This is a genomic window from Pseudomonas sp. PvP100 (assembly GCF_017833055.1).
GTDB lineage: Bacteria > Pseudomonadota > Gammaproteobacteria > Pseudomonadales > Pseudomonadaceae > Aquipseudomonas > Aquipseudomonas syringae.
The window spans coordinates 2,811,644-2,825,234 of the sequence record NZ_JAFIBO010000001.1; the positions used below are offsets into that span (position 1 = coordinate 2,811,644).

Consider the following 13,591-nt stretch of genomic DNA (forward strand, 5'->3'; position numbering starts at 1 on the left):
TTCTGCGTCTGGAACAGGGTCTTCGCGAGCCAGCTCGCTCCCACAAGGCTGCGTCCGACTCTAAAGGTGAGGCGTATTGGCACAAGCGTCAAAGGCTCATCAGGACTATTCATCACCCTATTGGAGACACACTTAAATGCTGCCTTTTTTCAAATCCCCCCTGCCCTTCAAAAGCCTGTTGCTGGGCGCGCTGTTGAGCGTCATGGCAGGTCAGCAGGTGGTGGCTGCCGAGCAGGCGCCGCTGCTGGTCGCCAATCAGAAGTCGTTGCTGAAAACCCTGCTGCAGGTTTCCGGTGAGCTCAAGGACGTGCCTTACGAGATTCAGTTTTCCGAGTTTCCCGCAGCGGCGCCCTTGGGAGAGGCGCTGAATGCGGGCGCGGTGGATATCGGTGCGCTGGGTGATGCGCCCTATGTATTCGCTCTGGGGGCGGGTGCACCCTTGAAAGTGGTCAGCATCACCCACGCCCAAGGCCGCTTCACCACTGCGGTGCTGGTGCCGAAAAACTCGCCGATCAAGACCGTTGCCGACCTCAAGGGCAAGCGCATCGTCACCGGACGCGGCTCCATCGGCCACTATCTGGCGATCCGCGCCTTGCATGAGGCAGGGCTGAAAACCAGTGATGTTACCTTCATCAATCTGCTGCCCAGCGAATCGCGTCTGCTGCTGGACAGTGGCGATGCCGACGCCTGGGCGACATGGGACCCGTACACCACGATCTCCATCACGCAAAGCGACGCGCGGGTGCTGGTCAGTGGCAGCGAGCTGCTGAGCAACCATCTCTACCTTGCCGCAACCAGCAAGGCCATCGAAGGCAAACGCGCGCAACTGGATGATTTCGTTGCCCGTGTGGAGCGCGCTTTCAACTGGTCCAACGCCCATCCCGAGGAGTACGCGGCGGCCCAGGCGAAAGTCACCGGCCTGCCCCTGGCGGTGCACCTCGCAGTGGCCAAGGCGACGAAAATGCAGCGCACGCCGATTGACGACCAGATTGTCCAGGGCCTGCAAAACACTGCAGACACTTACCTGGCTGAAGGCATTCTAAGCAAGCGGATCGACGTTTCGACAGGCTTCGACAAAAGCTTCAACGCGTCGCGCGCGCAGATCGCGCAGGCCACCGCTCAATAAACGCTGCGAAAAGGACCCCGCATGACACTCTCGACCCTGCGCCCTATCCCGCACCAGTTGCATGAAGCGCACGAGTCCGCCGAGGACTTCAGTAAACGGCTGGCAGAACTGACCGCAGCGCTGGCCGAAACCGCCGAGCAATACGATATCAGCGCGCAATTTCCCCATGCCAACTTCCAACTGCTGCACGCTCACGGCCTGCTTGGCCTGACGGTTCCGACCGCACTGGGCGGCGGCGGTGCCGACTTGCCCCGCGCTCAACAGGTGATCAGCGCGGTGGCCCGGGGAGAGCCGTCGACGGCGCTGATTCTGGTCATGCAATACCTGCAGCATTCGAGGCTGCAGGAGAACCGCAACTGGCCGAACCATCTGCGCGTGCAGGTGGCCGAACAGGCCGTGCGTGAGGGCGCGTTGATCAACGCTCTGCGCGTCGAGCCCGATCTGGGAACGCCCGCGCGGGGCGGCCTGCCAGGCACCATCGCACGCCGCACCGCGCAAGGCTGGCGCATCAGCGGCAGCAAGATCTACTCCACCGGCAGCCACGGTCTGACCTGGTTTGCCGTGTGGGCGCGCAGCGATGACGATGACCCGCTGGTGGGCAGTTGGCTGGTCCACAAGGACACGCCGGGCATCACCATCATTGAGGACTGGGACCATCTGGGCATGCGTGCAACCAGCAGTCACGAAGTCAGATTCGACAACGTGCTGGTGCCACTCGATCACGCCGTCAGCGTCAGCCCGTGGAGCGCACCGCAATCCGAGCTGGATGGATCAGGCCTGCTGTGGATGGCGGTGCTGCTGTCGTCGGTCTACGACGGCATCGCTCAATCCGCCCGCGACTGGCTGGTGCACTGGCTGGAACAGCGCACACCCTCCAACCTTGGCGCGGCGCTGTCGACCCTGCCGCGCTTTCAGGAAACCGTCGGGCAGATCGATACTCTGCTGTTCGCCAATCGCAGCCTGTTGCAATCGGCTGCTCACGGGCACACACCTGCCCAGCACGCCGGGCAGATCAAATACCTGGTGACCGGCAATGCCATCCGCGCGGTAGAGCTGGCCATCGAGGCTTCGGGGAATCCGGGACTGTCACGCAGCAACCCGTTGCAGCGCCACTACCGCAACGTCCTGTGCGGTCGGGTGCACACCCCACAGAACGATGCGGTGCTGGCCAGCGTGGGCAAGGCGGCGTTTGCGGCACGCAGCAAAGACCAATAAGACGCGTCAGAGCAGTGACGGCGGCTCGAACGCCGTCACCGGCGGCAGGTCCTGATCCCATTTGACGATGTCCACCGATGCTGTCTGTGCTGAACAGCCCTGCGACAGGCTGGAGGCGCCCACATCTTCGGTGATCACATTCGGGTTGCCGTGTTTTTCCAGGCTGCCCCGCTCGCCATGCACCAGCGGGTCGAACCAGGCCCCGGTGGCAATCTGCACTACGCCGGGGCGAATGCCGTCCGACACGATCACCCCGGCCAGAAACGCGCCACGCTCGTTGAACACCTTGACCACATCGCCATCGACCAGCCCGCGTGCGCGAGCATCCAGCGGATTAAGGGTCAGCGGCTCGCGCGCCTGAATTTTCGAGGAGCGACTGTAACTGCCGTGGTCGTACTGACTGTGCAAACGGGTTTTCGGTTGGTTGGACAACAGGTGCAGCGCGTGGGTCGGCGCAGGCTTTTCCAGCCACACCGGGTGACCGGGACAATCGGCATAGCCAAAGCCTGCGATGCGCTCGGAGAAAATTTCGATGCGCCCGGACGGCGTCGGCAACGGATGCGCGTCAGGGTCATGACGAAAGGATTCAAGCAGCACGTTGTCGGTGTGCGGGTAGTCTATTTCCAGTACACCGTCACGCCAGAACTGCTCGAACTCCGGCAGGGTGATGCCAAACGTTTCGGCCCGTTGCCGAGACTCGTCATAGATAAAGCGCAGCCATTCCCCCGCATCCCGACCTTCGGTAAACGCTTGTGCCACCCCCAGCCGTTCGGCCAGCGCGGCCAGAATCGAGTAGTCGTCACGCGACTCTCCCACGGGCTCGATCGCCTGCTGCATGGCGATCATGAAACGGTCGGAGGCCGAACTGCCGATGTCATTTCGCTCCAGGGCCGTGGTGGCCGGCAGCACGATGTCGGCATAGCGTGCCTGGGCGGTCCAGAACTGCTCGTGGACGATGATAGTTTGCGGCCGCTGCCACGCCTCCAGCAGCCGATTGAGGTCCTGATGATGGTGAAAGATATTGCCACCCGCCCAGTACACCAGGCGAATGTCCGGGTACCTGCGTTGCTGCCCGTTGTAATCGAAGGGCGTCCCGGGGTTGAGCAACATGTCCGTCACCCGCGCGACCGGAATGAACGCCTTGACCGGGTTGCTGCCCTGGGAAAAGCGCGGCCCCGAGAACGCTTTGCGGCCACTGCCGGTGTTGTTCATGCAGCCATACCCCAGACCGAAACCGGCACCGGGCAAACCGATCTGCCCCAACAGCGCAGCCAGAGTCACGGTCATCCAGAACGGTTGCTCGCCGTGTATAGAACGCTGCAATGAATAGGCGACGTTGATCATGGTGCGCTTGCTGGCCATGCGTCGGGCCAGCTCGACAATCTGCTGCGCAGGAATATCGGTCAGCGCCTCGGCCCAACACGGGTCTTTCGGCTGGCCATCAGTGTGGCCCAGCAGGTACTCGCGAAAACGTGCATAGCCCACGGTATAGCGCTGGACGAAATCCTCGTTGTGCAGCCCTTCGCTGATCAACACCCAGGACAGCGCCATCATCAACGCCGTGTCGCTGCCGGGACGTACCGCCAGCCACTGGTTATGCGTCGGGCCAACCAGATCGTCACGCAGCGGGCTGACATTGACGAACTGCACGCCCGCATCGGACATACGCTGTAGCGCGTCGCCCAGCAGATGGTCGCTGGCACCACCGGGGCTGGTCTGGGCATTCTTGGCGGGCAAGCCACCGAACGCGACGAACAGCTCGCAATGCTCGGCCAGGTTTTTCCAGGAGGTATGCGCCGCCAGCAGCCAGTCCATGTTGCCGACGATGTGCGGCATCAGTACCCGCCCGGCACCCAGACTGTAGCTATCGGTACTGAACACATAACCGCCGATGCAGTTAAGGAAGCGATGCAACTGGCTTTGCGCGTGATGAAAACGCCCCGCGCTGCCCCAGCCATAGCTGCCGCCGAAAATAGCCTGATTGCCGTGCTCGTGCCGGACTCGCTGCAACTCGCTGGCGACCAGATCCAGCGCGACCTCCCAGGAAACCTCGATGAACGGCTCCTGACCACGCAGATCCGGCCGTCCACCGGCCTGCTGAAGAAAACTGCGGCGTATCGCCGGGCGTCTGATGCGGGTCGGTGAGGTAATGGCCTCGGCAACCGAATCGCCGATCGGAGACGGGTCCTTGTCCCATTCTGCCGGCAGCAGCCCGGTCAGCTTGCCGTCCTCGACCTGTGGGCGGTAAGCGCCCCAGTGCAATGATGTGAAACTCATGGTGATGGCTCCCGGATGGCGCAGTGGCAGGCAGTCGGTCAGCGCACTGCTTGCGCCTGATCGGCCAGCGCGGCACTGAACGACTCGTCAAACACGCTGGCAGCAGGATAACGCTTGGTCAGCCCAGCGTTGTTGAAGAAATCGATGGTCTGCTGCGCACCGGCCACCACTTGCGCAGTGATCGGCACGACCACTACCTGAGCACGGGAAAACCAGCGGCGTGCTACCTCGGCATCGGCCTTGGTCAGCGCGGCCCAGGCGTTGGCGTAGCGTTCATTGTGCTGCGGATCGCTGACCGACCAGGCCCGGGCGGCCTGCAGGCGTTGCAGGAAATCGCTGATCTGCGCACGCTTGTCCTTGATGGCCTGATCGTTGGCGACGATGAAGCTTTGCGCCGGAATCAAGCCCTCGGCAGTCGCGATAATCCGCGCGCCCTGTTGTTCCTGTTGAGTGACGTAGGGTTCCCAGGTAGCAATCGCATCCACCGAACCGCCGTCCAGCGCGTGGGAGGAATCCAGTGCACTGAGGTAGCGATAGTCAACGGCATCGCGGGCCACACCTGCCTTGTCCAGTGCAGTGAGCATCAGTTGCTGGCTGAACGAACCTTTCCAGATGGCGACCTTCTTGCCCGCCAGATCCGCCACGGTCTTGATTGGCGAGTCCTTACGCACAACGATGGCAACGCCGTCGAGGTTCTGTCGCGACACACCGATGACCTTGATCGGAGCCCCCAGCGCGCCCATGAACAGCGCAGGCGAATCACCCAGCAAGCCAATATCCAGGCTGCCGACGTTCAAGGCCTCGGCGACCGGCGAGCCTGCGGTGAACTGCTTCCATTCCAGTTCGTAAGGCAGATCCTTGAGCACCCCGGCGGCTTCCATCACGGTACGGGCGCTGTAGCTCTGATCGCCGACGATCAGATTGGCCGCCTGGGTATTGAGCGAGGCCAAAAGGCCCAGCGACAGCCCCTTCAGCAAGCGTTGGCTCCAGCGGACGAGGGTCGTTGGCACAGGTAGGTTCTCCACAGGCATTGGGCAAATCGAAATGATCGGCAACGACCCTAACACCCGAACAAAAATTAGCTAAATTCATTTTTGTTCTAGCCTAAGATGCAAATTAATCATCAATGAATCGGCCGCCAGCCTGCTTCAAGCTTGCCGATCATTCAGTTCGAGACCTGATTCCAGACGCTCGCGCAGGAACTCGATGAATGCCTGCACCGGTCGCGACGCCTGTCGGTGTTGCGGATAAACCGCTGACAGCGTCAACGGCTCGGGACGCAGGTCATCCAGCACCCGGACCAGGCTGCCCTCGCGCAGCGCCGCGCCGACAATGAAGGTAGGCAAATAGGTGATGCCCAGCCCGGCAATGGCTGATTCCCTCAGCAGCTCGCCATTATTGGCGCGCATACGCCCGCTGACATTGAGGGTCAACGGCTTGTCCTGCCCTTGAAAACGCCATTGCGCCTGACGGCTGTGGCCATAGGGCAGGCAATCATGGGTGTGCAGGTCTTCGGGCTTTTGTGGTGTGCCGCGCTCGGCCAGGTATGCCGGGCTGGCGCAGTACACCCGGTCGATCGAGGCAATGCGCCGGGCGATCAGACTGGAATCTTCCAGCACCCCGATACGCAGCACCACGTCGTAGCCTTCGCTGATCACATCCACCGGACGGTCACTCAGGTCCACCTCCACCGCCACCTCGCGATAGCGCTGCAAAAACAGCGGCAGCAGGCACGCCAGGTGCGTAACGGCAAACGACAGCGGCGCACTCACGCGCAGGGTGCCGCGCGGTTCGTTGTTCTGCCCGGTGATGCCCTGCTCCACCTGCTCCAGCTCGGCGAGCAGACGCAGAGCCGACTCGTAGTAACTCTGCCCCAACGGCGTGACATCCAGACGTCGCGTCGAGCGGTTGAGCAGGCGTACGCCCAGACGCTCCTCCAATTGCATCAGGCGACGACTGACGAACTGCTTGGACAGGCCCAGTTTGTCGGACGCGGCGGTCAGGCTGCCGGACTCCATTACCTGGCAGAACATGCGCATGTCTTCAAAAGGGTTCATGTGTTGCGACCTGATCAAGCGCTAATGGCGTTCGACAGAGCGTAACGCAGCGTTGACCACTGTCAACCTCAGAGAGACAGTCATTCATATTTCAGCTACTTATTGCGACAGTCGATAAGCCGTACTCTTCGTCCTACGTGATCGATTGCTGAATGTGCAGCGTCGACAGATGGAGAAAGAATCATGCTGACTCTTCGCAAAGCCTCTGATCGTGGTGCAGCCGACCATGGCTGGTTGAAATCCTTTCACACCTTTTCCTTTGCCGGCTATCGCAACCCGCAGGAACAGGGCTTTTCCGACCTGCTGGTGATCAACGACGACCGTGTCAGTGCAGGCAAAGGCTTCGGCCAGCATCCTCATCGGGACATGGAGATCTTTTCCTATGTGCTGGAAGGCGCGCTGGAACACAAGGATACGCTGGGCACCGGCTCGGTGATTCGCCCTGGCGACGTGCAGTTGATGAGCGCCGGTACCGGTGTGGCGCACAGCGAGTTCAACCACTCGCGCACAGAGGGCGTGCATTTTCTGCAGATCTGGATCGTGCCGAATGTTGCAGGCGCGGCGCCCAACTACCAGGAAAAGCATTTCAGCCCCGAGCAGAAACGCGGTCGCTTGCAGTTGATCATTTCGCCGGAAGGCGAGAACGGTGCGCTCAAAGTGCGCCAGGACGCTCGCGTGTATGCCGGCCTGTTCGATGGCGATGAAACCGCCACCCTGGAGCTGGCAGCCAAGCGCTATGCCTACGTGCACGTTGCCCGTGGCAGCGTGGTGCTCAATGGCGAGCAACTGGGTGAAGGGGATGGCGTGCGTGTACGCGACGAACAGACGCTGAGCCTGAGCGCAGGGGTTGACGCAGAGGTGTTGGTGTTCGACATGCGGCCAAATGAATTGCCGCAGATGCCTTGAGCCTGAAACGAAAAACGCCGCTCTTAAAAGAGCGGCGTTCCTTTATATAACGTTAAAAACCCGTGACGTTAAAACATCTGGCTTAAAACGCACAAACAAAAACGCCGCTCTGTTGAGCGGCGTTTTTGTGAATTTGGAGCGGGAAACGAGACTCGAACTCGCGACCCCGACCTTGGCAAGGTCGTGCTCTACCAACTGAGCTATTCCCGCAATATGGCGTCCCCTAGGGGACTCGAACCCCTGTTACCGCCGTGAAAGGGCGGTGTCCTAGGCCACTAGACGAAGGGGACACTGCCTGAAACACCATGGTGTGTGTTTCAGTTCCAGACATCATCCGAAGACGTGTTCTGGTTTCACTCAACCCTGCCCTAAGGCAAAGCTGCTTAAAATTGGAGCGGGAAACGAGACTCGAACTCGCGACCCCGACCTTGGCAAGGTCGTGCTCTACCAACTGAGCTATTCCCGCAATGGCGTCCCCTAGGGGACTCGAACCCCTGTTACCGCCGTGAAAGGGCGGTGTCCTAGGCCACTAGACGAAGGGGACACACGTACAACATTCACTACTTATTTGCGCTACGCTGTGTGCTTTACGCTGTAAGTGGCGCGCATTCTATGGATGGATTGAGGGGTCGTCAACCCCCATGTGAAAATTTATTGAAATCAATAACTTCGATGCCGTTCGGAGGATGACCGACCGTCGCCAGGCGCGCGGCTGATCAATCTTCCCTCATCTATATAGAAGAGATGCCGACAAACTCCGAGAGGGACATCTATGCGCAGTAGTGCTTAGCCACTACACTCGCACTAAAACTAATTGAACGAATGAGGTTTGCACAGTGACTCCACTCATGATCACGCTGATGGTAGTAGCAGGTATCGCACTGCTCATCGCGATCGGCTACCTGAATCACGTCGCTGAAAACGGCAAACTGGAGAAGGCTCGCACCAAGGTCGAACTCGGGGATCGCCTGCGTCGCTGCAGCGAGATCACCGAAGTGTTCCCGGGCCAGCTGATGTCCCCCGCCTTGAAGCTGTTGCTGGCGCGGCTGGAGCTGAACGTCGTGCAGCGCATGCTGAACATGGAGAAAGGCAACGCTCAGCTCAAGCACCGCATTGGCGAACTGGAAGAGCAGATTGCCAAGGGCGAAGGCATCGAGATACCCAACCCGGTCACACCAATCCAGACCGAAGCCAAGGCAAAGGACGTGCGGTTTCTGCTGGAAGCCCTGCACGGTCAGGTGACGCGCGCTGCGCATGACGGTTTTCTGCAGACCAGCGAAGCGAAACACTGGATTCGTGAAATCCGCACGATCCTGGTCAACCTGCACATCGAATTTTTCAACAACCTTGGCCAGACCGCACTTTCCCAGGATCAGCCAGGTCAGGCACGCCTGGCATTCGAACGCGGCGTACAGTACTTGCGCAACCAGCCGGACCCGGTCACTTATCAACAGCAACTGCTGGCGATGGAAAAACAGCTGGCCCGCGCCAACTCGGTGGTACTGACCAACACCGCACCGACCGAAGACGACGACAACGAACTGACCGAAGGCCTGAAGCAGGACGACACCGAATCGGAATGGAAGAAGAAAGTCATCTACGATTGATGACTGCCCCGCCGCTGCCGGAATTGTGCGCCGGGCAGCGGCAGGCCGACCGGCTCAGCAGTCGGTCGATGCCAGAAAGATAGCCGCAAGACGCTCGATCCCTGCCTGATCCTCCTCGTTGAAACGCCCCACACTCGGACTGTCCAGGTCCAGCACACCGATCAGACGACCCTCCTTGATCAATGGCACTACCAACTCGCTGTTCGATGCACTGTCGCAGGCAATATGTCCGGGAAATTCGTGAACGTCCTGAACGCGCTGGGTTTGCCGACTCTGCGCGGCCTCCCCGCAAACGCCGCGGCCGAAAGGGATGCGTACACAGGCGATCTGCCCTTGAAACGGCCCCAGCACCAGTTCTTCGTTACGATTGAGGTAAAAACCCGCCCAGTTCAGATCATCGAGCTGGGTGTAGAGAAACGCCGAAAACTGCGCCGCATTGGCGATGAAATCGCGCTCATCGGCCAGCAGTGCCTCAAGTTGTGCGGCCAGCAGGCCGTAGCCGTCCAGGCCCGCGCCGGTATTTTGCAGATCAATCATGTGTGTTGCTCCAACAATTCAAGTCCTACCCAGTAACGTGCAAATTGATAGGCGCAGCGGCCATTGCGATTGCCACGCGCGGTTGCCCAGCGAATCGCGGCTTTTTCCAGGTTTTCGTCACGCTGCCACTGCAATCCGGCTTTTTGCGCCAATTGCGTGATCCAGTGTTCGACCACGTTCAGATAATGTTCCTGAGTGAACGGATAGAACGACAGCCATAGCCCGAACCGGTCAGATAAGGCGATCTTGTCTTCGACGGCCTCACTGGGGTGCAGTTCGCCGTCAACGTGTTTCCAGTCAACGTTGTCACTTTCCTTCTCGGGCACCAGATGCCGACGATTGGAGGTTGCATACAGCAGCACGTTGTCAGGCGCCTGCTCCAGCGAGCCGTCGAGCACACTCTTCAGCACGCGATAATCACCCTCGCCCGACTCGAACGACAGGTCATCGCAGAACAATACGAAACGCTGCGGCAGCTTGTGCAGTTGTTCGACCACACGCGGCAAGTCGCCCAGGTGATCGCGTTCGATCTCGATCAGACGCAGCCCGGCCGGGGCGTACTCGGCCAGCAGCGAGCGGATCAAGGATGACTTGCCGGTGCCGCGCGAACCCCAGAGCAAAGCGTGGTTGGCAGGCAGTCCTTCGATAAACTGGCGGGTATTGCGCCCCAATTGATCGCGCTGCAGGTCGACGCCGATCAGATCGGTCAGGCGTGTATCCAGGCTTACTTGCAACGGCATCAGGTAACCGCTGCGCCCTTCTTGCACCCAGCGCGCGGCGAGAGCCTGCGACCAGTCGACCGGCTCGCGCAGCGCTGGCAGCAAGGGCTCCAGTCGAGCCAGCACGGCGTCGGCGCGCTGCAGAAAAGCATCCAACCGAGAATCCACGGGATCTCCTTATATTTAACTGATTAGTCAGCAGTGCCGATCAGCTATGCTTGGCCGGCACCGGGCACCAGAAGTGGCAGTACTCATGGATATATCGCTCAAAAACAGGCTGTCGTTCAAGCAGGCACGCCTGGCTGTATTGATCGGCTTCGTGCTGGGGACCTTGCTGAGCCTGTTTCAGATTGCGATCGATTATGCCAGCGAAGACGCTTCCATCAATCGAGAAATCAAGTCGCTGCTGGAAATCATCCAGAACCCGGCATCGCGCATCGCCTACAACATCGACTCCGAGCTGGCCCAGGAACTCACACTCGGTCTGCTGCGCTCCCCTGCCGTGGTCAGCGCCAGGCTTACCGACAACAACGACGCCGTGCTCTCCAGCGTCGAGCGCCCAATGGCCACCGGGCGTTATCGGGTGTTGAGTGACTGGCTATTCGGCGAAAGCCGGCAGTTTCAGGAAAAGCTGCACCTCAATCACCTGCCCAATGAAACCATCGGCACACTGTACCTGACCGTGGACACCTTCGCGTTCGGCAGCCATTTTCTGCAACGCGCTGAAATCACCCTGCTCAACGGCTTCGTCCGCAGCCTGGCGCTGGCCGGGATTCTGACCATCCTGTTTTACGCGACCCTGACCAAGCCGCTGGTGAGAGTGATCCGCGAATTGAGCAGTCGCGATCCGCGTAACCCTGACCAAGGCAAAATCACCTGCCCGCCCTACCATGCCCAAGATGAAATCGGTGTGCTGGTCGAGACGTTCAACCGTCAGTTTGAAACCATGAGCAGCGAGTTTTCCAGGCGACGCGCGGCCGAGGACCGGCTGACCGACCATCTCAACGAACTGGAAAACATCGTCTCGGCGCGCACCAACGAGCTCAAGGCCAGCAACCTGCGCCTGCGCGAGTCCAACGAGGAACTGCAGATAGCACGCAGCACGGCGCTGGACATGGCCCATGCGCGCTCGGCGTTTCTGGCGCACATGAGCCATGAGATTCGTACACCGCTCAACGGTCTGCTGGGCATGCTGGCGCTGTCGCTGGACAGTCCGCTGGGCGCCGAACAACGCCAGCAGCTAATGATCGCCCACGACTCCGGCAAGGTACTGGTCGAGCTGCTCAACGATATTCTCGACATGTCCAAGTTCGATGCCGGCCACCTGGAGATCGAGCGTATTCCTTTCGACCTGGGGATGTTGATCGAGGACACCGCCAATCTGCTGTCGCAGAACGCAGCCCCCAGCGTGGAGCTGACCTGCCTCATCGCGCCGGACTTCCCGGCCATGGTCACCGGCGATCCGACCAGGGTGCGTCAGATCGTCAGCAATCTGCTGTCCAACGCCCTCAAGTTCACCCGTTTCGGGCGCGTGGATGTGCGTCTGACTCATCATCGGGACGCCAGCTCCGGTGAAAACCGCGTGCGCATCGAAGTCCGCGATACCGGCATCGGCATTGCGCAGGACGCCCAGACCAGAATCTTCCAGCCGTTCACCCAGGCTGAAACCGCCATCACCCGCCAGTACGGCGGCACCGGGCTGGGCCTGGCGCTGACCAACAACCTCTGCGAGGCCATGAATGGCACGTTGAGCATCCAGTCGCAGTCCGGTTTCGGCAGCCAGTTCTGCGCCGAGCTGCCGCTGCCGGTCCACGTGCCTGCGGTCACTCAGACCCCGCTCAAGGGCCGTGTGACGGTGGTCAGCTCGGCAGGCAGCGGCCTGGTGGAGCTGCTTGGCAGCCTACTGCCGTTCTGGGGGGTCGACCTCAAGCGACGCAGCATCGACGATCGCCCGGAAGCAGTGGACCTCGACGGCAGTCCTGATCTGGTGATTACCGACTGCCCCGAGTGCCTGTTTGCCATTCGCCCCACGACGCCCGTGCCGATCCTGCTGGTGACCGCCTATGGCAACTTCATGCCTGGCGAACAGGTTGCCGCCCTGGCCCCGCTGCAACAGCAGGCCCGACCACTGGCGCGCAATGCGCTTTACCACACGCTGCGGCGCATACTGGGTCAGGAAGAAACGGGGCTCAAGGACACGCAGGCGCTCGAACACACTGCGCCACGTCTGGCGCGGGTGTTACTGGTCGAGGACAACCCGGTCAATCAGCTGGTCGCCAAGGGCATCCTCGGCAAGCTGGGTTGCGAAGTGATCATCAGCAGCCATGGCGGCGAGGCCCTGGAACAGCTGGAACAAGGCCATTTCGACCTGGTATTGATGGACTGCAACATGCCGGTCATGGACGGCTATGAAGCCAGCCGCCAGATCCGCAGCAGTGGCCGCTGGCCGAACCTGCCGATCGTTGCCCTTACCGCCAATGCCATGCCCGATGAACGCGAGCGCTGCAAGGCGGCAGGCATGAATGACTATCTGGCCAAGCCGTTCCGGCGTGCCGAACTGGTCAGCATTCTGGATCAGTGGATACCCATTACCGGTATCGACTGAAGGCTCAGCGCAGCAGCGCCTCGATCTCGCCCGTCAGTTCCTCAGGCTTGGTCAATGGCGCGAAACGCTTGACCAGCCGACCATCCTGGCCAATCAGGAACTTGGTGAAATTCCACTTGATGCGCTCCGTACCCAGCAACCCCGGAGCCTGCTGCTTGAGCTGCACGAACAGCGGATGGGCCTGCTCGCCGTTCACATCGATCTTCTTGAACAGCGGAAAGCTGACGCCATAGTTCAGCTCGCAAAACCCGGAAATCGCCCCCTCGTCGCCTGGCTCCTGCTTGCCGAACTGGTTGCAGGGAAAGCCCAGCACCACCAACCCCTGATCCCGGTAATCCTGCCAGAGCTTCTCCAGCCCCTTGTATTGAGGGGTGAAGCCACATTTGCTGGCCGTGTTGACCACCAGCAACGCCTTGCCGGAAAAATCAGCGAGGGTTTTCTGTTCGCCCTTGATCGTCGTGACCGGGATGCTCAGCAGGTTTTCACTCATCAAAGGAGGCCTCGATACTGGAATTGGAACAGGGCGGTGGCTGAATCTGCAG

11 protein-coding genes and 4 tRNA genes are annotated in these 13,591 nt (G+C 60.5%); 5 read left to right on the top strand and 10 right to left on the bottom strand.

Annotation, left to right across the window (positions count from 1 at the left end; genetic code table 11):
• Positions 1 to 136 precede the first annotated feature (136 nt).
• Together JOE39_RS11920 and JOE39_RS11925 are read left to right on the top strand one after the other, a co-directional pair.
• Entirely contained in the window at positions 137 to 1,126 is a 990-nt protein-coding gene (locus tag JOE39_RS11920) for an ABC transporter substrate-binding protein (protein ID WP_032661208.1), read from the top strand.
• Positions 1,127 to 1,147: 21 nt separating this feature from the next.
• The gene (locus JOE39_RS11925) at positions 1,148 to 2,341 is read left to right on the top strand and encodes an acyl-CoA dehydrogenase family protein (protein WP_032661205.1); all 1,194 of its coding nucleotides are present in this window, start codon (positions 1,148 to 1,150) and stop codon (positions 2,339 to 2,341) included.
• A gap of 6 nt (positions 2,342 to 2,347) precedes the next feature.
• On the opposite strand, the gene JOE39_RS11930 is transcribed toward JOE39_RS11925, so the two are convergent.
• The 3 genes from JOE39_RS11930 to JOE39_RS11940 all read right to left on the bottom strand — a co-directional run bounded on the left by JOE39_RS11930 (position 2,348) and on the right by JOE39_RS11940 (position 6,675).
• Complete coding sequence (locus tag JOE39_RS11930) at positions 2,348 to 4,618, bottom strand: molybdopterin guanine dinucleotide-containing S/N-oxide reductase (RefSeq protein WP_210077330.1); 2,271 nt, start codon at positions 4,616 to 4,618, stop codon at positions 2,348 to 2,350.
• 38 nt (positions 4,619 to 4,656) lie between these two features.
• A complete protein-coding gene (locus tag JOE39_RS11935) occupies positions 4,657 to 5,649 on the bottom strand; it encodes an ABC transporter substrate-binding protein (protein WP_210077329.1) in 993 nt (330 codons plus the stop codon).
• Positions 5,650 to 5,766: 117 nt separating this feature from the next.
• On the bottom strand, positions 5,767 to 6,675 hold the full coding sequence (locus tag JOE39_RS11940; protein WP_024648248.1) for a LysR family transcriptional regulator: 909 nt from the start codon (positions 6,673 to 6,675) through the stop codon (positions 5,767 to 5,769).
• A 183-nt stretch (positions 6,676 to 6,858) separates the two neighbouring features.
• Here JOE39_RS11940 and JOE39_RS11945 point away from each other — a divergent pair, with 183 nt between their 5' ends.
• Positions 6,859 to 7,581, top strand: coding sequence for a pirin family protein (locus JOE39_RS11945; protein ID WP_210077327.1), 723 nt, complete (start codon positions 6,859 to 6,861; stop codon positions 7,579 to 7,581).
• 134 nt (positions 7,582 to 7,715) lie between these two features.
• Here JOE39_RS11945 and JOE39_RS11950 read toward each other — a convergent pair.
• From JOE39_RS11950 to JOE39_RS11965, 4 genes are all read right to left on the bottom strand, one after another.
• Positions 7,716 to 7,791, bottom strand: a tRNA-Gly gene (locus JOE39_RS11950).
• Positions 7,792 to 7,795: 4 nt separating this feature from the next.
• Positions 7,796 to 7,871, bottom strand: a tRNA-Glu gene (locus JOE39_RS11955).
• Between the two features lie 100 nt (positions 7,872 to 7,971).
• Positions 7,972 to 8,047: transfer RNA gene (locus JOE39_RS11960), tRNA-Gly, on the bottom strand.
• Between the two features lie 2 nt (positions 8,048 to 8,049).
• Positions 8,050 to 8,125, bottom strand: a tRNA-Glu gene (locus JOE39_RS11965).
• A 304-nt stretch (positions 8,126 to 8,429) separates the two neighbouring features.
• On the opposite strand from JOE39_RS11965, the gene JOE39_RS11970 reads away from it, so the two are divergent.
• Positions 8,430 to 9,188 (top strand): hypothetical protein, encoded by a 759-nt coding sequence (locus JOE39_RS11970; RefSeq protein WP_004416847.1) that lies wholly within the window; start codon positions 8,430 to 8,432, stop codon positions 9,186 to 9,188.
• A 54-nt stretch (positions 9,189 to 9,242) separates the two neighbouring features.
• Here the strand turns inward: JOE39_RS11970 and JOE39_RS11975 are convergent, their stop codons facing one another.
• Positions 9,243 to 9,725 (bottom strand): GAF domain-containing protein, encoded by a 483-nt coding sequence (locus JOE39_RS11975; RefSeq protein WP_010422278.1) that lies wholly within the window; start codon positions 9,723 to 9,725, stop codon positions 9,243 to 9,245.
• Positions 9,722 to 10,612, bottom strand: a complete 891-nt coding sequence (locus JOE39_RS11980; protein WP_210077325.1) for an ATP-binding protein — start codon at positions 10,610 to 10,612, stop codon at positions 9,722 to 9,724. The genes JOE39_RS11975 and JOE39_RS11980 overlap by 4 nt, the downstream gene beginning before the upstream one ends.
• 85 nt (positions 10,613 to 10,697) lie before the next feature.
• Between JOE39_RS11980 and JOE39_RS11985 the strand changes: the two genes are divergently transcribed.
• Positions 10,698 to 13,049 (top strand): ATP-binding protein, encoded by a 2,352-nt coding sequence (locus tag JOE39_RS11985; protein WP_024664589.1) that lies wholly within the window; start codon positions 10,698 to 10,700, stop codon positions 13,047 to 13,049.
• A gap of 4 nt (positions 13,050 to 13,053) precedes the next feature.
• Here JOE39_RS11985 and JOE39_RS11990 read toward each other — a convergent pair whose 3' ends face one another.
• Positions 13,054 to 13,539 carry a glutathione peroxidase gene (locus tag JOE39_RS11990; protein ID WP_003418059.1) on the bottom strand — a complete coding sequence of 162 codons (486 nt, stop codon included), beginning with the start codon at positions 13,537 to 13,539 and terminating at the stop codon, positions 13,054 to 13,056.
• Positions 13,540 to 13,591 lie beyond the last annotated feature (52 nt).

Coding starts and splice junctions, on each gene's coding strand:
- JOE39_RS11925 (WP_032661205.1), top strand. CDS start 1,148: ATGACACTCTCGACCCTGCGCCCTATCCCGCACCAGTTGCATGAAGCG.
- JOE39_RS11940 (WP_024648248.1), bottom strand. CDS start 6,675: ATGAACCCTTTTGAAGACATGCGCATGTTCTGCCAGGTAATGGAGTCC.
- JOE39_RS11990 (WP_003418059.1), bottom strand. CDS start 13,539: ATGAGTGAAAACCTGCTGAGCATCCCGGTCACGACGATCAAGGGCGAA.
- JOE39_RS11930 (WP_210077330.1), bottom strand. CDS start 4,618: ATGAGTTTCACATCATTGCACTGGGGCGCTTACCGCCCACAGGTCGAG.
- JOE39_RS11920 (WP_032661208.1), top strand. CDS start 137: ATGCTGCCTTTTTTCAAATCCCCCCTGCCCTTCAAAAGCCTGTTGCTG.
- JOE39_RS11985 (WP_024664589.1), top strand. CDS start 10,698: ATGGATATATCGCTCAAAAACAGGCTGTCGTTCAAGCAGGCACGCCTG.
- JOE39_RS11935 (WP_210077329.1), bottom strand. CDS start 5,649: ATGCCTGTGGAGAACCTACCTGTGCCAACGACCCTCGTCCGCTGGAGC.
- JOE39_RS11975 (WP_010422278.1), bottom strand. CDS start 9,725: ATGATTGATCTGCAAAATACCGGCGCGGGCCTGGACGGCTACGGCCTG.
- JOE39_RS11970 (WP_004416847.1), top strand. CDS start 8,430: ATGATCACGCTGATGGTAGTAGCAGGTATCGCACTGCTCATCGCGATC.
- JOE39_RS11945 (WP_210077327.1), top strand. CDS start 6,859: ATGCTGACTCTTCGCAAAGCCTCTGATCGTGGTGCAGCCGACCATGGC.